Origin of the sequence: Edwardsiella tarda ATCC 15947 = NBRC 105688, from assembly GCF_003113495.2 — a bacterium.
In the GTDB taxonomy this organism is placed as follows: domain Bacteria; phylum Pseudomonadota; class Gammaproteobacteria; order Enterobacterales; family Enterobacteriaceae; genus Edwardsiella; species Edwardsiella tarda.
This window is the reverse complement of sequence record NZ_CP084508.1, coordinates 94,142-112,735: the sequence shown is the minus strand read 5'-3', so window position 1 is coordinate 112,735 and position 18,594 is coordinate 94,142. Positions and strand designations below refer to the sequence as shown.

14 protein-coding genes are annotated in these 18,594 nt (G+C 53.4%); 12 read left to right on the top strand and 2 right to left on the bottom strand.

Annotated features, from left to right (window positions below; translation table 11 throughout):
- The first annotated feature begins 6 nt into the window (after positions 1 to 6).
- From trbC to traD, 9 genes are all read left to right on the top strand, one after another.
- Positions 7 to 672 carry a type-F conjugative transfer system pilin assembly protein TrbC gene (trbC, locus tag DCL27_RS17455; protein WP_080582848.1) on the top strand — a complete coding sequence of 222 codons (666 nt, stop codon included), beginning with the start codon at positions 7 to 9 and terminating at the stop codon, positions 670 to 672.
- Entirely contained in the window at positions 665 to 2,500 is a 1,836-nt protein-coding gene (gene traN, locus DCL27_RS17450; RefSeq protein WP_080582847.1) for a type-F conjugative transfer system mating-pair stabilization protein TraN, read from the top strand. The genes trbC and traN overlap by 8 nt, the downstream gene beginning before the upstream one ends.
- A gap of 30 nt (positions 2,501 to 2,530) precedes the next feature.
- Positions 2,531 to 3,283, top strand: coding sequence for a type-F conjugative transfer system pilin assembly protein TraF (gene traF, locus DCL27_RS17445; protein ID WP_035599547.1), 753 nt, complete (start codon positions 2,531 to 2,533; stop codon positions 3,281 to 3,283).
- Positions 3,284 to 3,293: 10 nt separating this feature from the next.
- Entirely contained in the window at positions 3,294 to 3,527 is a 234-nt protein-coding gene (gene traQ, locus DCL27_RS17440; protein ID WP_035599544.1) for a type-F conjugative transfer system pilin chaperone TraQ, read from the top strand.
- Complete coding sequence (gene trbB / locus DCL27_RS17435) at positions 3,508 to 4,047, top strand: type-F conjugative transfer system pilin assembly thiol-disulfide isomerase TrbB (protein WP_035599587.1); 540 nt, start codon at positions 3,508 to 3,510, stop codon at positions 4,045 to 4,047. The genes traQ and trbB overlap by 20 nt, the downstream gene beginning before the upstream one ends.
- A complete protein-coding gene (gene traH / locus DCL27_RS17430; RefSeq protein WP_035599543.1) occupies positions 4,044 to 5,411 on the top strand; it encodes a conjugal transfer pilus assembly protein TraH in 1,368 nt (455 codons plus the stop codon). Before trbB ends, traH begins: the two co-directional genes overlap by 4 nt.
- Positions 5,411 to 8,263, top strand: coding sequence for a conjugal transfer mating-pair stabilization protein TraG (gene traG, locus DCL27_RS17425; protein ID WP_035599532.1), 2,853 nt, complete (start codon positions 5,411 to 5,413; stop codon positions 8,261 to 8,263). Before traH ends, traG begins: the two co-directional genes overlap by 1 nt.
- Positions 8,260 to 8,778, top strand: coding sequence for a conjugal transfer protein TraS (locus DCL27_RS17420; RefSeq protein ID WP_109691577.1), 519 nt, complete (start codon positions 8,260 to 8,262; stop codon positions 8,776 to 8,778). The genes traG and DCL27_RS17420 overlap by 4 nt, the downstream gene beginning before the upstream one ends.
- Positions 8,779 to 8,864: 86 nt before the next feature.
- Positions 8,865 to 11,075: a type IV conjugative transfer system coupling protein TraD gene (traD, locus tag DCL27_RS17415; protein WP_050979619.1), complete on the top strand. Its 2,211-nt coding sequence runs from the start codon at positions 8,865 to 8,867 to the stop codon at positions 11,073 to 11,075.
- A gap of 77 nt (positions 11,076 to 11,152) precedes the next feature.
- Here the strand turns inward: traD and vapC are convergent, their stop codons facing one another.
- Together vapC and vapB are read right to left on the bottom strand one after the other, a co-directional pair.
- Entirely contained in the window at positions 11,153 to 11,551 is a 399-nt protein-coding gene (gene vapC, locus DCL27_RS17410; protein ID WP_035599338.1) for a type II toxin-antitoxin system tRNA(fMet)-specific endonuclease VapC, read from the bottom strand.
- On the bottom strand, positions 11,551 to 11,778 hold the full coding sequence (gene vapB / locus DCL27_RS17405) for a type II toxin-antitoxin system VapB family antitoxin (RefSeq protein WP_035599335.1): 228 nt from the start codon (positions 11,776 to 11,778) through the stop codon (positions 11,551 to 11,553). The genes vapC and vapB overlap by 1 nt, the downstream gene beginning before the upstream one ends.
- A gap of 114 nt (positions 11,779 to 11,892) precedes the next feature.
- On the opposite strand from vapB, the gene traI reads away from it, so the two are divergent.
- From traI to finO, 3 genes are all read left to right on the top strand, one after another.
- Positions 11,893 to 17,130, top strand: a complete 5,238-nt coding sequence (gene traI, locus DCL27_RS17400; RefSeq protein ID WP_035599333.1) for a conjugative transfer relaxase/helicase TraI — start codon at positions 11,893 to 11,895, stop codon at positions 17,128 to 17,130.
- A gap of 82 nt (positions 17,131 to 17,212) precedes the next feature.
- Positions 17,213 to 17,938, top strand: a complete 726-nt coding sequence (traX, locus tag DCL27_RS17395) for a type-F conjugative transfer system pilin acetylase TraX (protein ID WP_035599331.1) — start codon at positions 17,213 to 17,215, stop codon at positions 17,936 to 17,938.
- 13 nt (positions 17,939 to 17,951) lie between these two features.
- A complete protein-coding gene (finO, locus tag DCL27_RS17390; protein WP_035599329.1) occupies positions 17,952 to 18,572 on the top strand; it encodes a fertility inhibition protein FinO in 621 nt (206 codons plus the stop codon).
- Positions 18,573 to 18,594 lie beyond the last annotated feature (22 nt).

Sequence of the window (18,594 nt, the reverse complement as noted above, 5' to 3'; positions counted from 1 at the left end):
TCTCGCATGAATTTACGACAAACGGCGTTGGCCGCGCTGATTGCCCCCCTTGCAGCCATCGCGTCACCCAATACCAGCGTACAGCTAGATACCTCGACCATGGCATCAAGAGCACCGTCAGAGGCCGATCGCCAGTGGTTAAAACAGCAGGAGGATTTCGCTCAGCGTCTACGGGAAACGCCGCATCCTGAGCTGGAGCAGTGGTTAAAAAAACAGGTTCAGGACAATCCATTGGATGCCGGCAATCGCCGCTATCTGGAGAGCCTGGTGCAACAACAACAGCGTACCGGGGAGAAAACGGCAGCCGGTGCCCTCTATTTTGTGTCGTTCTCGATCCCCGAGACCGGGCTCAAGCGCATGCTGCAAGAGGCAGGGCGCTATGCCATTCCGGTGACGTTACGCGGCTTGGTGAATAACGACATGAAGCAAACCGTAGACGCCGTGTCACAGCTGGTGCAAAACGGCGCAACGGAGGGCGTTCAAATAGACCCCACGCTCTACAGCCAGTACGGCATCAACAGCGTACCGGCGCTGGTCGTGCGTTGCGAGCAGGGCTTTGATGTGATCCGGGGCAATCTGCGGCTGGATTTAGCGTTACAGAAAGTGGTGGAGCAAGGGACCTGTGCTGGCGAGGCACAACAGATTTTGCAGCAGGAGGGGCATCATGGCTAAGGGGACAGCATGGCGATGTCGATTAGGCGCGTTAACCTTAATCGGCGTTGTGATGGCAGCGTGGGCCGATGGCCAAACCGATTACCGGGCAGGGGCCGATTTTGCCAAACAGGTACAAGGGCAAGGGAATAGCACACTGAAGAACTTCAACCCGGCTGCAGCGATCCCCAATTACACGGCAACACCCCCTCAGCAAGCGTATTACGGTGGTGTGACGGCCTCGGATGACAGTGCGCTAAAAAACCAGGGATCACAGCACTGGAGTAAAAGTGAGGTCGGTAAAGCGGTGAATGACTCGGTGCTCAATAATCCCAAAGAGCCTATCTCGCCGGATGCCCCCTTTATTAAGGCAGCCCAGGATGTGGAAAAGCGGGCTGACAGTATTGTGGGCAAAGACAAGATGGCTTGTGAGGCCAAGACGGTTACACGCAGTGAGTTTACCAACTATACCTGTGAGCGGGATGTCCAGGTCGATCAATATTGTACCCGGACGGCCTCGATTGTGGGTGATTGGGTCGATTCAACGGTTGAGCAGGATATTATTATCGACTCCAGAAAATTGACCTTTACCGAGGGGCACTATCGGGCTGAGGTGCGTTTTACCGTCCCTGCTGGGATGAGCGGCGAAATCATGTGGGCAAAGCTGGCCCATAATCAGTTGGATTTTACGACGGATATGACACTTAACGTCTTGGGGACGTGGGTTTCGCTGAACTCGGGAACGCATGCGTTTTATCCTAAAGGCAGAATTTCACCGGGTCAAAAAATTACGATGTTTACTTCCCATGTTGGCATGCCCTGGATGACGGTTAATTTTTACAATCGACATAGTGGGTATTTTGTTATCACGCTGCATGTTAAAACCGGCTCAAAGGAATTTAAGCCACGTATTGTCTGGACGGAAAATTGCCCCTTTGATAAGCGAGAGGGAAAACCGCTAAAACAGGAATGTATTTCTCCCGGCGGGACGCGCAGCATTCAACAAGAGGGGAAAAACTATTCGCTTTATAGTGACTGTTGGCAATATAAAGACACCTATATGACGCAGCCAGCCAACAATGGTACCTGTGATGCGTATATGAAAAATCCGGCCTGTACGCTAGCGACCCGCAAATGCGCCTTTAGTTCTGAAGAGGGGATCTGTTTGCATGAGAATGCCACCTTTTCCTGTGAAACCCGGACCAGTGGAAAGATGATGATCTGCGGAGGGGATGTATTCTGCCTCGATGGGACTTGTGACAAAACCCAAAATGGTACGAAAGGGAATGACTTTGTTCAGGCTGTTTCCGAGCTGGCGGCGGTGGCGGCAGCCGGTAAGGATATCGCCGCGATGAATGGCATTGATGTGCGTGCCTTTACCGGCCAGCCCAAGTTTTGCAAGAAGTTTGCTGTGGGGTTCAGTAATTGCTGTACCGACTCGGGGTGGGGACAGGATTTAGGCTTGGCGCATTGCAGCAGTGAAGAAAAAGCCTTGGCCAAAGCGAAGACGAAAAAACTGACGGTGAGCGTCGGGGAGTTTTGTTCAAAGAAAGTCTTGGGCGTTTGTGTAGAAAAGAAACGGAGCTACTGTCAGTTTGACAGTATTCTGGCGAAAATAGTACAGCAACAAGGCCGGGAATGGCAGCTGGGTGTTGGGTTCGGTGATGCTAGCGGTCCCGATTGTCGGGGGATCACCGTAGAGGAGTTACAGCGAATTAATTTTGACCGCCTGGATTTTGCTGATTTCTCTGAGGACTTAATGAAAAATCAGTCAATGCCAAATCATGATGCGTTATTAAATCGGGTGCGTGATCAGATCGCCGATAAGATGAAGCGCGTTACCAAATAAATCTCTGTTAATTTTCCATTGGAGTACGCCATGCGTGTTCTGACGCTTGTTGCTTGTTTATCATTAATCATGCCGGTGGTTTCTCTGGCGCAGGATGCGGGATGGCAGTGGTATAATGAACCGGTAAAACAGCAGGATGAAGATAAGCCTAAACCATCCCCTGAGCCAAAAATTACCCAAGACGCTACTATTATGGATAAGTTGGCGCGATTACAGGCTGGGACAAAAGAAGCCTTATATAACGCTATCCTTTATCCCAGCGTGCCTCACTTTGTTCGTTATTTCCAGCTACAGAATTATTGGACGCAGCAGGCAGGGTTATTTTCCATGAGTGCTAAAAAAGCCATGCTTGAGCACCCGGAGCTGGATTACAACCTGAAATACAGCCACTACAACGGCACCGTTAAAAATCAGCTGGCGGCCGATTATGCCCAGCAACGCGAGGCGATCGAAAAACTCAGCCAGCATTATGGCGTGATGGTGTTTTATCGCGGGAAAGAGCCGATTGATGGCCAGTTGGCACAGGTGATTAAAAATTTCCGCGAAACCTATCACCTCAGTGTTATTCCGGTGACCGTCGATGGCGTTGTCAGCCCCTTGTTGCCCGATACCCGTCAGGATCAGGGGCAGGCCGCCCGGCTGGGTGTGCGTTATTTCCCCGCCATGATGCTGGTCGATCCGCGTGCTGGCACCGTGAAACCGCTCTCTTATGGCTTTATCAGTCAGGACGATTTGGCCAAGCAGTTCCTGAATGTCTCGACCGATTTTAAACCCAATTTCTAAGGTGACCTGTATGCGTAAATTTCGTTTCCCTGACATTGATATTACCGGGATGTGGGTAGTGGCCGTGGGTACCTGGTTTCATATTGTTGCCCGCCTGGTACGCAAACAGCCGGTGATGGCTATCCAGCTGGCCGAACTGATTGCCGTGGTGATGGTGATCGTGGGGGGCTACAAGATTTTGAATAAATGGCTGGCCGATATTGAGCGTAAGGAGCGTCAGCATGATGAAAATGGCGATGCGTAGTCTTGTCGTGGCACTGCTGATGGTCGGTGCCGTCCAGGCGTCGGTGCGCGATGATGTGGCGGCACTTTATAACCCGAAGGGATTGGCGACAGCCGATAAAGCCGTACCCGCAGATCCCGCGCCTTCTCGACCGGCCGCACGCTGGTACACCCTGAGTAATGGTCAGCGTGTCGATTTAAGCCAGTGGAAGGTGGTGTTATTCATGCAGGGGCACTGCCCGTACTGCCAGCGTTTTGATCCGCTGTTGAAGTCCCTCAGTGAACAGATTGGGTTATCGGTTTTTCCCTACACCATCGATGGGCAGGGGGATGAGGCCTATCCCACGGCGTTACCGGCCCCTGTGGCGGTGATGCAGGCCTTTTTTCCGGCGCCGATGCCGATCGCCACCCCGACAACATTCCTGGTGAACGTGAATACGCTGGCGACCTGGCCGCTGTTACAGGGGGCTACCGATAGTCAGGCGTTTTTAACCCGGCTTGATACGGTGTTTCAGGAAACCATGATGGAGCGAAAACCATGACCCTGCGTAAGGTGGCTTTTTTGTGCGGTACATTATTCGGTCTGTCCTGTGCGGCGACAGCGGATGTGAATAATGATATGAACAACTTCTTCAACCGCCTCGGTTTTGCGTCCAATACCAGCCAGCCCCAGGTCTGGCAGGGGCAGGCGGCGGGCTACGCATCTGGCGGCTCACTGTATGCACGCACACAGGTAAAACAGATACAGCTGATTTCGATGACTGTACCAGGGCTTAACACGGGTTGTGGGGGGATTGATGCCTATTTGGGAGCATTCAGTTTCATTAACGGCGAACAGTTACAACGTTTTGCTAAACAAATTATGTCCAATGCAGCCGGCTACTTTTTTGACCTGGCATTGCAGACTACGGTGCCGGAGATTAAACAAGCCAAAGATTTTTTACAGAAGATGGCTAATGACATTAACAGCATGAACCTCAGCTCATGCCAGGCGGCACAAGGCATCGTCGGTGGGTTACTTCCTCGAACCCAGGTCTCCCAACAGAAGGTCTGCCAGGATATTGCCGGTGAGAGCAATATCTTTGCGGATTGGGCTGCATCACGCCAGGGATGTACCGTCGGTGGAAAGTTAGATAGTGTTCGCGACAAGGCTTCGGATAAGGATAAGGAGCGTGTTACTAAAAATTTGAATCTGATCTGGCATGCCCTGGCTAAAAACCGCATGTTCGATGGCAACAAGGAGTTGAAGGAGTTCATCATGACCCTGACCGGCTCCCTGGTGTTTGGCCCCGATGGAGAAATAACGCCACTACCTGCCAGAACAACCGATCGGGATTTGGTTAAAGCGATGATGGAGGGTGGGACTGCACAAATCTATCACTGTAATGATGCTGATAAATGCTTGAAGGTCGTGCCCAATAGTAGTGTCACGATCAGCCGGAATAGGGCGTTTAAGGAACAAATTCGCCATTTATTAACAAGTATCCAAAATAAAGCAATAACGGATGATAAATTAACGGATCAGGAGAAGGGATTTATCTCCAGTACCACCATCCCCGTTTTTAAATATTTGGTCGATCCGCAGATGCTGGGTGTCTCCAACAGTTTGCTGTATCAACTGACCGACTATATTGGCTATGACATCTTGCTGCAGTACATTCAGGAGTTGATCCAGCAGGCCCGTGCGTCGTTGGCGGTGAGTAATTATGACGAGGCGGCCATGGATAAGGTCATTGATAACCTTAACCAAGCAACGCAACAAATTGCCGCGTTCCAGTCACGGGTACAGGTTCAACAAGATGCCCTCTTGGTTATTGATCGCCAAATGAGTTATATGCGCCAACAGGTTTCTGCCCGAATGATGACGCGTTATCAGAATAACTACCACTTTAGCGGGGTACAGTGATGCTCGAGATTTATACCATTGCCGGTGGTGAATGGTTGCGCGGCACCTTTAACGCCATTGCGGCCTTTATGGGTACAGATACCTGGAATACGCTGCAGCGAATGGGGATTTTGTTTTCGGTCCTGGCGGTGGCAATCAGCTGGGTTCGTCGGCACAACGTGATGGATATGTTGGGTTGGGCCGTATCTCTTACGGTGATCTGGATGATGGTGGGGATACGTTCGCCCATTCAGATCATCGATACCAGTGATATGATGCGTGTTTATCAGGTCGATAATGTCCCGGTGGGATTAGCGTTACCGGCTTCCCTGACAACACGTATCGGCCATGCCTTGGTACGAGGGTATGAGATGGTCTTTGCCCAGCCCGACAGTGTGACCTACAGTAAGACGGGGATGTTGTTCGGGGCGAATCTGGTGGCGCGTAGCACGGATTTCTTATCCCGTAATCCTGAAATGACCAATCTGTTTACGGACTATGTGCAAAACTGTGTGATGGGCGATATTTTCCTTAATCACAAATACACTTTCGAAGATTTAATGAGTTCCCCAGATCCGTATACGCTTATTTTTTCTAAACCAAGTCCATTGCGAGGTATTTTTGACAAAGATAATAATTTCCGTACTTGTGCCGAAGCTGCGGTTTATCTAAAGGGGATGTTAGCGCTCGACAGCAAAACCGGTGGGACAACTTGGCGCTATTATGTTCAACAGCTTTTTGGGGGGCGCCCTAATCCTGATTTACTATTTAGTCAATTGATCGGCGATAGCTACAATTATTTTTACGGATCATCAAAAAATGCGGCACAGATATTGCGCCAGAATGTCACCCTGAATGCATTACGGGGTGGGATTGTCAGCTATGCTGCACGTAATGGCGATACCGCCAGCCTGATGAATATAGCTACGACTTCCTCACTAGAAAAACAACGTTTGGCGCATGCGTCTGTCGGCCAGGTGGCATTACGATCACTGCCCATGATGCAGGTTATTATCATGGGAATACTGATTGGATTATTCCCGGTAATGATGATTGCAGGGATGTTTAATATGATAACCATGACGGTGCTCAAAGGTTATCTATTTACTTTTATGTGGCTACAGACATGGCCGTTATTATATGCCATACTCAATAGTGCAATGACCTATTATGCAAAACAGAATGGTGTGCCGGTTGTATTATCTGAGCTGTCACAGGTGCAGGTGAAATATTCTGATATCGCCACGACTGCAGGCTATATCTCGATGATGATCCCGTTCCTCTCCTGGAAAATGGTCATGGGTTTGGGACAGGTGTTTTCAAGTATCAGCTCATCCTTGGGGTCAGCCTCGCTCAGTTCAACAACCTCCGCCTCATCCAGTGCGGTTGATGGTAATTATGCGTTTGGCAATATGCAGACGGAAAACGTCAACGGTTATAGCTGGAATACCAATAGCTCTACGTCGTTTGGACAAATGACCCATCAAACCGGCGCAGGGGGAACGGCGACACAAACGCGGGATGGCAATATGGTTTATGACAGCAGTAGCGCCATGTCGAAACTGCCCGTCGATATTAATGTGACGCGGCAGATTGCCAGTGTGCAACAGCAAATGGCGCGCGAGTCAGCGGTGCAGGCTGAAAGTGCATTACAAGGTTATACCAATAGTGTAAGCAGCGCCTGGAATAGCTTGAAGCAGTTTGGCTCCAATATGGGAAGTAGCAGCAGTTATGTCAGTGGCGCAGATAATTCCCAAAATACCCAGGAGTCGATGGCACGTGGCCAGATGTGGAATGCGGTGCAGAGCTATGCCAAAGCTCATAATATGAGTAATGAGCAGGCATTTAACACGTTGATGGATAAGTCTTCCCGGTGGACAGCCAATGCAGAGGCTTATCTGGGAGGGAAGTGGGACTCTGGAGATATGCTAGCAACAAAATTAGGCAAGTGGGGAACTGGCCTTAGTGCGTATGGCGGAGCAAAAGGAGGTTTGGGATGGTCCGGTAGTAATGGTTCGAATGACAGCATCACAGATGGGCATCGCCAAACAGATGAAAACCGGCAAAGTAGCAGTGCTCAAGCAGCTCAGGACTTTAAGGAGAGCCTGGATTATCTGAGTAGTCACCGGACTAGCCAGTCAGGGAGCCATACCGAGAATAATGCAGCCTCACGCGTGGATCAGTTGTCTGCTTCACTGAGTTCAGCCAAGAACAGTTACGACCAGTATACGGCCAGCAATACTCGCAGCCATGAGTATGCGGAAATGGCTTCTCGGACTGAAAGCATGAGTGGGCAGATGAGTGAAAACCTGACACAACAGTTTGTGAGCTTTGTGCAGCAACGTGCACCAGAAAATGCGGAGGCTATCCTGACCAACACTGCGTCGCCTGAAGTTGCCGCCCAGCGGGAAGAACTGGCGCGTGAGTTTGTGCGTGAACAAGTCACACCGCGTGTTGATGGCGAGTATGCGCATAGTCGTCAGCTGGCCGGGCAAGGGATGGGCGTGGTATCAGCGGGCGGTAATCAGGCCGATGTGATGGCGGACTATCAAGCCAATAGTGCGACTATTGAACGTCAGACTCAGCAGGCAGATCTTCCTCATAATGTACAAGGTAAAGTCGATCACATGATCGATGAAAACCAGAACCGGCAGCATTCTGCTAAAAATGAGATCAATAATCAGTCATCTGAAGTCAAAGGGGAATATAGTCACTTAGGGCAGGAGTATAAGCAGCAACAAGATAAACACCATGTTGGTTATCAATCAGCAAAAGATAGAATGAATTTAATTCCCGGAGCGAATACAAAAGAGGAATTATTAGAAAAGGCAAATAAGCTCCAAGATGAGTATGTTCGAGGGCATAAAAAATGATTACACATGAAAAAATAAAAAATGAAACAGAGGAGTTAAAGGTTATTCTTTCCAATGGAAAAATGGAAATACCAACAATGTGGGAATGTATGTGGCCTGGGTTGCTGTTTGTAGCTTGGTTGATATTGTGTGGGATTGTTTCATATGCAATATCAGATTATGCATCACAAATGGTATTGCTTATGTATGTCGGTGGTGGAGGAATTATTGGCTTCATGATATTGATGAGCTCATCGAATGCGCGAGGGTTGTTTTTGTCGGTTCCATATGAGTTCAGGAAAAAGTCACTGATATATAATTTTGTTGGTTCCAAGGTTAAATATTATGCTGTTTCAGCATTGATTTTGCTGTTTTTTATGGCTATTGTTTGTGGTGTTTTTAATTTTTCTTGGTTTGTGTTTTTGATAGTGTTTACAATTTTGTTTATATCAGTAATGATGATTGATTTTAGTCGTTATCAATTAGCCGCTTTCTCCAACGTTATTAGTGCTTTTAAAGATTCGAAAAACGCCTGATTTGCATCTGTGCCGTCAGTAATTCTCTGGCGGCATACTTCCTCTACGCTTGACCTTTTCGCTCTTGCTGATTAAGAGATAATATTATGAGTTTTAATGCCAAAGATATGACCCAGGGCGGTCAGATCGCCTCTATGCGTTTTCGCATGTTTGGCCAAATTGCCAATATTATTTTTTATTGCCTTTTTCTGCTTTTTTGGGTTATCGCTGCGTTAACGTTGATGGCCCGCTTATCCTGGCAGACCTTTGTTAATGGTTGCGTGTATTGGTGGTGCCAGACTCTGGCCCCGATGCGCTCTTTGCTTCGGTCGCAGCCGGTTTACCATATTGAATATTATGGCCGGAAGCTCGCCTATAACGCTGAGCAAATCTTACAGGATAAATACACCATCTGGTGTGGCGAGCAGTTATGGAGCAGCTTTGTTCTGGCGGCCATTATTGGCGGTATTACCTGTCTTATTACCTTCTTTGTTGCCTCCTGGATTTTAGGCCACCAGGGGAAGAAGCAGAGTGAGGATGAAGTCACCGGCGGGCGCCAGTTAACCGATAATCCGAAAGAGGTTGCGGCGATGCTAAAGCGAGATGGTCGCCAATCCGATATCCGAATCGAAAAATTGCCGTTGATTAAGGACAGTGAGATCCAGAATTTTTGCTTACATGGTACGGTCGGCTCCGGTAAATCGGAGTTCATTCGCCGCCTGATGAACCATGCCCGCCAGCGGGGCGATATGGTTATCGTCTACGACCGCTCCTGTGAATTTGTCAAAAGCTACTACGACCCCGCCAAAGATAAAATTCTCAATCCCCTTGATGTGCGTTGCGCTAATTGGGACTTGTGGCGCGAATGTTTAACCCAGCCTGATTTCGATAACGTGGCCAACACGTTGATCCCAATGGGCAGCAGTGAAGATCCCTTCTGGCAAGGGTCGGGGCGAACCATCTTTGCTGAGGCCGCTTACCGGATGCGTAAGGACGATGATCGTAGTTACGCCAAGCTGGTTGATACCTTACTGTCCATTAAGATCGACAAGCTCCGTGCCTACTTGCAGTCCTCGCCGGCGGCGAACCTGGTAGAAGAAAAAATTGAAAAGACCGCTATCTCCATTCGTGCCGTACTGACCAACTATGTGAAAGCTATTCGTTACCTGCAGGGTATCGAGTGCAATGGCGAGTCCTTCACGATCCGCGACTGGATGCGCAGTGTCAGGGAGGATGGCCAGAATGGCTGGTTGTTCATTTCCTCTAACGCAGACACCCACGCCTCCCTGAAACCGGTGATCTCCATGTGGTTATCCATCGCAATCCGGGGGTTGTTGGCGATGGGCGAGAACCGCCAGCGCCGGGTGTGGATTTTTGCCGATGAGCTGCCGACGCTGTATAAGTTGCCTGATTTGGTCGAAATTCTGCCGGAAGCGCGCAAATTTGGGGGCTGCTATGTCCTGGGATTCCAATCCTATGCCCAGCTGGAAGATATCTATGGCGTCAAAGGGGCGGCCACGCTGTTTGATGTGCTTAACACCCGGGCCTTTTTCCGCTCACCCAGCAAACAGATTGCCGAGTTTGCGGCGGGGGAAATCGGTGAGAAAGAGATCCAAAAAGCCAGTGAGCAATACTCCTACGGTGCTGATCCGGTACGTGATGGGGTATCCGTTGGTAAGGATATGGAGCGCGTCACACTGGTCAGTTATAGCGATATTCAGACGCTGCCGGACTTGACCTGCTTTGTCACCCTGCCTGGGCCGTATCCTGCTATTAAATTGGCGTTGAAGTACCAGCCGCGCCCCCGTATTGCTCAGGAGTTCATTCCCCGGGTGATCGATACCGATGCCGAGGCGCGCCTGAGTGCGGTATTGGCGGCACGAGAAGAAGAGGGTCGCAGTATCGATGGCTTATTTGAAAGCGATAGCCAGGCGGCCGCTGGGGTACAGCCCTCTCAGCCTGCGGTCACGCCTGTTGATAGCCAACCCGTCAATACGGTATCCCGTAAGATGGCAGCGACTACAGCGGCAGCCGCTGTGGTTGCCGCTGTGCAAGGGGGAACGGATGCCGTAGCCGCGATGGGCGGTGGGGTTGAGCGTGATTTACAGGAATTGCAGGTATCCGCTCAGCCAGAACAACAAGATCAAGAGGACGTGTTACCCCCCGGTATTGATGTGCAGGGTGAGGTTGTTGATCCCGACGCCTATGCTGCGTGGCAAGCCGGCTCTCATACATTACGCGATAAACAGCGCCAAGAGGAAGTCAACGTTAACCACAGCCATGTCGTGAGTGATGAAGAGTTGGGGGATGGTTTTTGATGATGAATATCCACCAACGCAATGTAACCGGTATGACTGGGAATACTGCCCGAGTACTGACTATGCCGAGTGACAGGCTATACCCAATCTTCAACTCTCAGCCCAGAGACGCGCATAAATTCGCGGGTATTATTGGTGACAAGAATCAATCCCTGGCTGCGAGCGTGTCCGGCGATCATCTGATCGTAAGGGCCAATCGGTTGACCCAATCTAGCTTGCTCTGCGCGCAGCTGGCCGGAGTGTGCTGCTGCCGGTGCGTCGTAGTTCAATACAGTCAAACGAGCAATAAATCCGTCAATAACCGCCAGATTACGCTCAGGGGATTGGCTTTTCTCCGCACCATAGATCAGTTCCATCAGGGTAATCGAGCTGATGCACATTTGATTATGGTGCAAGTTAAACTTCTCTCGAACCTGAGCAGGTCTGTTTTTCAGTGTGAAGATGCAAATGTTGGTATCCAGCATGTATTTCAGCATCAGAACTCTTCACGCTCCTGTCCCTGGGGCTGCTCTCTGCTAGCCATAAAATCCGCACTGACGCCTTCACCCTCAAACCAGCTATCCCAGGACTCTCCTGCAGGCGTAATGATGCGGGCTCGTCCTACGGCAACCACATCAACCCGCTTGACATCACCGGGCAAGGCAACGGCCTTTGGCAATCTGACTGCCTGGCTGCGGTTACTGAGAAAAACGGTTGTCTCCATCGTGCACCTCCATATGGATATACCTCATGTATATCCACTATGGTGCATCTCTTTGGATATGTCAAAGGGATATACGTGGTGGAGGATTGCTCGCCTTGAGAGGGGGCTGCCATCATGATGAGCTTCAGCCAGGTAAAATCAGCCAGCAATGCCAGCGGATATTACACCGACAAAGATAACTATTACGTGCTGGGCAGCATGGATGACCACTGGTATGGCGAGGGGGCCAAACAGCTGGGGCTATCAGGCGCTGTCGATAAGGCGGTTTTTACCCAGTTATTGCACGGACGGCTGCCCGATGGTGCTGATCTCTCGCGCCTGGAGAACGGTGTGAATAAACATCGCCCCGGTTATGACCTGACCTTCTCGGCGCCGAAAAGCGTCTCGATGATGGCCATGCTGGGCGGCGATCGGCGCCTGATTGATGCCCATAACCGGGCGGTGGATGTGGCCCTGAGGCAGGCGGAGGCCCTAGCTTCCACGCGCTCAATGCGGGATGGCGTCTCAGAGACGGTTCTCACCGGTAATCTTATCATTGCCCGCTTTAATCATGACACCTCGCGCGATCAGGACCCACAGCTGCATACGCATAGTGTGGTGCTCAATGCGACTCGAAATGGTGATAAGTGGCAGGCGTTAAGCAGTGATACGGTGGGGAAAACTGGTTTTTCTGAAAATATCCTGGCGAATCGGATTGCGATTGGCAAGATCTATAACCAGGCCTTGCGCAGCGAGGTCGAGGCGATGGGCTATCAGGTTGAGGTGGTCGGCAAACATGGCCTGTGGGAGATGAAAAATGTGCCGGTGGAAGCCTTCTCCCATCGTAGTCAGGCCATCCAGGAGGCGGTCGGGGCGGACGCCTCGTTGAAATCCCGCGATGTGGCCGCACTCGATACCCGTAAAGCGAAGACGGCTATCGATCCGACCGAGAAGATGGCGGAATGGATGGCGACCCTCAAATCGACCGGATTTGATATCCAGGGGTATCGGGAGGCCGCAGCACAACGGGTGACGCAAGGGCAAGTCCCTGCGCCCGCTGATCCTGCGGCTGTTGATATGGCTAAAACGGTGCGCCAGGCGATATCCCAACTCAGTGAGCGTAAGGTGCAGTTTACCTATTCGGACATGCTGGCCGCCACGGTCAGTCTCCTGCCCGCCAACGACGGGGTGATTGCCCGGGCGCGTGCCGGTATTGATCACGCCATCGAGCAACAGCAACTCATTCCGTTAGATCGTGAAAAAGGGGTATTCACCTCCGATATTCATGTGCTGGATGAGCTCTCCGTGCGAACGCTGGGCCAGAGCCTGGGGGAGCAAGGGCACGTTACGGTGGGCGCAATGGCGTCATCGGCCTCCCGGCATGATTACAGTCCGCTGGCGCAACAGGTGATGACCGAGCGTCCTCCGCTCGCCATGTTAGCCAGTCCCGGTGGTGCCGGCGTGCAGCGCCAGCGAGTGTCTGAGTTGGTGCAGGCGACCCAGGCGTTGGGACGCGAGGTGCAAATCCTGGTATCCGACGCCAAATCACAGCGTTTTTTACAACAGGATGCGGAGCTGGGCCAGGCGGCGATATTCCCGCAACGTGTGCTCAACGACGGCATGGCATTTACCCCAAACAGTACCCTGATTGTGACGGAAGGGGAAAAGCTGACCTTAAAAGAGACCGTCACGTTGCTGGATGGGGCGCTGCGCAACAATGTTCAACTGTTGATCCTCGATACCGCCCAGCGGCAAGCGACCGGCAATGCCTTGAGTGTACTGCGCGAGAGCGGTATTGATACCCTGCACTATGCGCAAACGGCGCCCGTGGAAACGCAGATCCTGAGTGAGCCTGACAAACCGTCCCGCTTTGCTCGTTTAGCCGACGATTACGTGGCGGCACGGCAAGCGGGTGATCCGGTGGTGGCACAGGTCAGTGGGCCGACCGATCAACAACACCTTACCCGGGCGATCCGCAGTGCCATGAAAACGCAGGGTGCATTGGGCCAGAATGACACGACATTGATGGCGCTTGAGCCGGTCTGGCTGGACAGCAAAAACCGGCTTTCCCGTGACACCTATCGCGCGGGAATGGTGATGGAGCGTTGGGATGCCGAGAGCAAAACGGCGACCCGTTATGTCATCGATCGTGTCACCGCGCGCAGCCATACCCTGACCTTACGGGATGAACAGGGGGAGATGCAGACGCTGCGTCTTTCATCCCTGGACAGCCGTTGGTCACTGTATCAGCCGCAGACGCTGGCGGTCAGTTCGGGGGAGCAACTGCGCGTGCTGGGGAAAATGGAGGGACTGACCTGGCGGGCGGGGGACAGTCTGCAGGTACAGCAGGCTGATGAGGCGGGAATACAGGTCGAACGTCAGGGGCAGATGCAGCGCCTGGCGGTGGGGAAGACCCCCTTTACCGCTATCAAGGTGGCATACGGCTATGTGGAGGGCCTGGGCCGCTCGGTGAATGATAAGGCGCAGGTATTGGCGGCAGTGGCACACAATGATTTGAATCAGGGCACCCTGAACCGCCTGGCGCGCAGTGGTAGCCGCATTCGCCTGTACAGCGCGCAGGCTGAAGATAAGGTGGCTGCCCGCCTGGGGCGGCACCCGGCTTTTTCTACGGTGACAACCCATCTCAAGCAGGTCGCGGGCCAGGCAGGTTTAGAGGAAGCCCTAACCCGTCAGCGGGTAGCCCTGCATACGCCGGTACAGCAGGCTCTCCATCTGGCGGTTCCGGTGTTGGAGCGGGAAGGAGGATCACTCGCCTTTTCTCGCGTATCGCTATTGGCCCAGGCTCAGGAGGTGGCGGGCGGGCAGGTGCCTCTCTCCGTTTTAGCGGACACTATCCAGACGCAAATTCGGGAGGGGGCCTTGATATCGGTGGATTCAGCGCCGGGTCATGGGAACGATTTGCTGGTATCACGCGCCACGTTTGAGGCGGAAAAAAGTATTCTCCGCCATATTGCAGAGGGAAAAGCGGCGGTGACGCCGCTGATGGCTAACGTCCCTGAGTCACATCTGGCGGGGCTGACGGCGGGGCAACAGGCGGCGACCCGCATGATCCTGGAGACACCCGATCGTTTTACCGTGGTACAAGGGTATGCCGGCGTCGGGAAAACGACCCAGTTCCGCGCCGTGATGTCGGCCATCGCCACTCTGCCGGAGACGGCGCGCCCCCGGGTGGTGGGGTTGGGGCCGACGCATCGGGCGGTGGGCGAGATGCTGGCGGCGGGCGTTGAGTCACAAACCCTGGCTTCCTTCCTGTTTGATACCCGTCAGGCCCAACAGCAAGGTGAAGTGGCGGATTTTTCCAATACGCTGTTTTTGATCGATGAAAGCTCGATGCTGGGTAACAGCGATATGGCCAGCGCTTATGCCTTGATTGCCGCTGGGGGCGGACGCGCAGTGGCCAGTGGTGATACGGATCAGCTGCAGGCTATTGCACCTGGACAGCCGTTTCATTTGCAACAGACGCGCAGTGCGGCGGATGTGGCCATCATGAAAGAGATTGTGCGGCAAACGCCCGAGTTGCGGCCGGCGGTCTATAGCCTGATTGCTCGTGATGTGGCGGGCGCATTGGAGACGGTAGAGCGGGTTAGCCCACAGCAGGTCCCCCGCCAGGCGCAGGCCTGGTTTCCGCCCAGCTCTGTCATGGAGATAAAGAAAGAGCCTGACGCATCACCGGATGGCGTTGACGTGGTATCGGCAACGTTGTCCCCAACCGTTCCGGCGACGCTCCATGATGCCATTGTGGCGGACTATCTCGGCCGGACACCCCAGGCACGAGACAATACGTTGATCATCACGCATTTGAACCAGGATCGGCGCGCAGTGAATGCCTTGATCCATGATGCGCGGGTGGCCAGCGGGGAGCTATCGGGCGGAGAGCGAACGCTGCCTATCCTGGTGAGCGCCAACATCCCGGAGGGAGCGTTGCGGCGTCTTAGCACCTGGAAAACGCATCAGGATACGCGCCCGCTCCTGGACAATACCTATCACCGTATTGTTGAGGTGGATGAAAAAAATCAGTTGGTGACCTTGCAGGATGAGACAGGGCGTCAGCGCGTCCTCTCCCCCCAGGAAGCGGTACGGGAGGGGGTCACGCTCTACCGGTCTGATACGATCACGGTCAGCGTCGGTGATCGTATGCGGTTTTCAAAAAGTGATAGTGAGCGAGGCTTTGTGGCCAACAGTACCTGGACGATCAGTGCGATAGAGGGTGACAGTGTCACCTTGACCAATGGCAATGCGACGCGGGTTGTTCATCCTGCTATCGATCAGGCAGAGCGCCATATTGATCTGGCCTATGCCATCACGGCACATGGTGCCCAAGGGGCGAGTGAATCCTTTGCCATTGCCCTTGAGGGGACAGCGGGCGGGCGTCGGCAGATGGTCAACCACGCTTCGGCTTACGTGGCCCTGTCGCGCGCCAAGCAGCATGTACAGGTTTATACCGATAACCGTGAGGCGTGGGTAACGGCTATCCAGAAAGCCGATCGCGGGGCAACAGCACATGAGATTTTACAACCCCGTGGCGAGCGTACTGCCGATAACGCGGCACGCCTGCTCGCGCAGGCCGTACCGTTGTCTGCGGGGGCGGCAGGGCGCGCAGTCTTGAAACAGGACGGATTGGATGCGGGCACCTCATTGGCCAGGTTTGTCGCACCCGGGCGAAAATACCCGCAGCCCCATGTGGCGTTTCCGGCATTTGATGAAAACGGCAAGGCGGCGGGCGCCTGGCTGAGTTCTTTATCGCAAGGGGATAAACCGGCTGCGGTGGTATTGCCGAGAGAGGGGCGTCTTTTTGGCAGTACAGCGGCACGGTTTGTCGCGTTACAGGCCAGTCGAAATGGCGAGAGCCGACTGGCCGCAGGCATTGAGGAGGGGGTAAAGCTGGCCGCCCGCTTTCCTGATGACGGCATTGTGGTTCGCCTGCAGGGGGAAGGGGTTCCCTGGAATCCGGGGGCGATGACCGGCGGGCGCGTTTGGGCTGATGCGGGGGAAACCGGACAAGGCATATCGGGGGAAGCAGCCAGGTTAGCGCCCGAGATCCTGGCCTTGCGCCAGTCGGAGGAGGCCGCGCGGGTCGCCCTGGAGAAGCAGGCCGAGAAAACGGCGCGGGAAATGCTGGGGCAAAAAGAGAAGCCCACGCCCGATGATGTGGCGCCAGAGAAAATGCGGCAGATTGTCGATGAGGTGGTCAAAGGCGGCGTCGAACAGGAACGGCACCCGGCGGATACGCTGCCGACCTTACCGGATCACCAACAGTCCGCCGTTGAGCGGGTTGCCGAGAATTTACAGCGGGAGCGCTTACAGCAGATGGAGCGTGAGCTGGTACGCGACAAGACCCTGGCCGGGGACTGACGCACCGCGATGCGGTTTGTCAGCCTGGGGAAACACCCCGATTAAAATCAGGGTGCCACCCCAGGCCAAGAGGAGACGTTCAATGAGAGTGGATGTGATGCCGTCAGTTTTTCAGGGATTGGCCTGTCGCTGGCAGTGGAGTGCTGGGCAATGTGATGTGCTCAAAGGGGTCGCATTATTGTTGATGGTGCTTGACCATGCTAACCAGATCTTTGGCTTGCACAGTGAGGTCATGCTGTGGCTGGGGCGCGGGGCCTTTCCGCTGTTTGGGCTGGTGTGGGGGTACAATCTGGCCAGGCATGCCGGCATACGCCAGTCGAATCTCAACGCCCTGTGGTGTTGGGCGATGATCGCCCAACCTGCGTATCTGTTGGCCGGGTTCCCGTGGTGGCAAGGGAATATCCTGTTTGTGTTCGCGGTCACCGGGCAAGCCTTACGCTGGTTTGAGCAACGACAGGGGATCAAGGGGGTACTGGCAGCGACAGGGCTTACCCTGATTTGGCTTCCCTTCTCTCTGACAAGCTATGATCTGGCGGGCGTCGTGATGTTAGTGGCCTGCCGCTACCTTTTTGTGCCAATGGCGGCAGCGGAGCGCCGGCTGGTTGCCCTGCTGTGGGGACTGAGTGTTCTGATGTTGAATGTTAATATCAGTTGGGCAGCGGCGGTGAGTGGCCTGGTGCTGAGTGTAGCTGCCGCGCAGGGGGGCCTGCGATGGTCTGGTCAAGAGCGGTTTTGGCCCTCACATTTTTTTGTGGTGACATATACGGTACATCTGGCTGTATTGAGTTGTGTGGCCAGTGTGATGTGAACAGGGAGATAAGATGAATACAGAGAAGCGGCCAACATTGAGTCTGAAGCGTAAACGACCCGTTGAAGAAACACCTGCAGTGACATCGGATACCGCCCCGGTGGTTGTCCATCGTAAGAAAGTGGTGGTGGTGAACACGCCACCTCCCTGGAAGGTGAAGAAGCAGAAACTGGCGGCACAAAAGCAGGCGAAAGAGGCAAAACGGGCGCCAGCAAAAGCGCCGACTCTCACCCCGCCACCCGCAGCCCCGGCCAAGCAGGATAAAAAATGCCCACCGAAGCCGCCGAAAGGGGTGGTATTGATGCCATTGGCGGAGGCCGTTGCCCTGATGAAACCCCACTGGCCTGGGCTGTTTGAGGGGGACAAGCCGCGTTTGCTGCAAGTCGGGTTACGGGATGCGTTGCTGGCCGACATTGCTACGCGCGCGCTGCCCTTGTCACGCAAACAGCTGCGCCGTTGCCTGAAACGTATTACGCGCTCGACGACCTATTTGCGCAGTATGGTTGTCGGAGCTTCCCGCTATGGCATTGATGGCCAGCCGGTTGCCACGATCACGGAGGAGGAACAACAGTACGCGTGTGCCCGGATTGAATCCTATCAACGGCGAAAATCAACACCTGCTAACAGCATTTAGTTCTATTTATATTTTATAAAAT

What these genes read in the sequence shown, in the direction of transcription:
- trbC (WP_080582848.1), top strand. Translation starts at nt 7, where the DNA reads ATGAATTTACGACAAACGGCGTTGGCCGCGCTGATTGCCCCCCTTGCA.
- traN (WP_080582847.1), top strand. Translation starts at nt 665, where the DNA reads ATGGCTAAGGGGACAGCATGGCGATGTCGATTAGGCGCGTTAACCTTA.
- traF (WP_035599547.1), top strand. Translation starts at nt 2,531, where the DNA reads ATGCGTGTTCTGACGCTTGTTGCTTGTTTATCATTAATCATGCCGGTG.
- traQ (WP_035599544.1), top strand. Translation starts at nt 3,294, where the DNA reads ATGCGTAAATTTCGTTTCCCTGACATTGATATTACCGGGATGTGGGTA.
- trbB (WP_035599587.1), top strand. Translation starts at nt 3,508, where the DNA reads ATGAAAATGGCGATGCGTAGTCTTGTCGTGGCACTGCTGATGGTCGGT.
- traH (WP_035599543.1), top strand. Translation starts at nt 4,044, where the DNA reads ATGACCCTGCGTAAGGTGGCTTTTTTGTGCGGTACATTATTCGGTCTG.
- traG (WP_035599532.1), top strand. Translation starts at nt 5,411, where the DNA reads ATGCTCGAGATTTATACCATTGCCGGTGGTGAATGGTTGCGCGGCACC.
- DCL27_RS17420 (WP_109691577.1), top strand. Translation starts at nt 8,260, where the DNA reads ATGATTACACATGAAAAAATAAAAAATGAAACAGAGGAGTTAAAGGTT.
- traD (WP_050979619.1), top strand. Translation starts at nt 8,865, where the DNA reads ATGAGTTTTAATGCCAAAGATATGACCCAGGGCGGTCAGATCGCCTCT.
- vapC (WP_035599338.1), bottom strand. Translation starts at nt 11,551, where the DNA reads ATGCTGAAATACATGCTGGATACCAACATTTGCATCTTCACACTGAAA.
- vapB (WP_035599335.1), bottom strand. Translation starts at nt 11,778, where the DNA reads ATGGAGACAACCGTTTTTCTCAGTAACCGCAGCCAGGCAGTCAGATTG.
- traI (WP_035599333.1), top strand. Translation starts at nt 11,893, where the DNA reads ATGATGAGCTTCAGCCAGGTAAAATCAGCCAGCAATGCCAGCGGATAT.
- traX (WP_035599331.1), top strand. Translation starts at nt 17,213, where the DNA reads ATGAGAGTGGATGTGATGCCGTCAGTTTTTCAGGGATTGGCCTGTCGC.
- finO (WP_035599329.1), top strand. Translation starts at nt 17,952, where the DNA reads ATGAATACAGAGAAGCGGCCAACATTGAGTCTGAAGCGTAAACGACCC.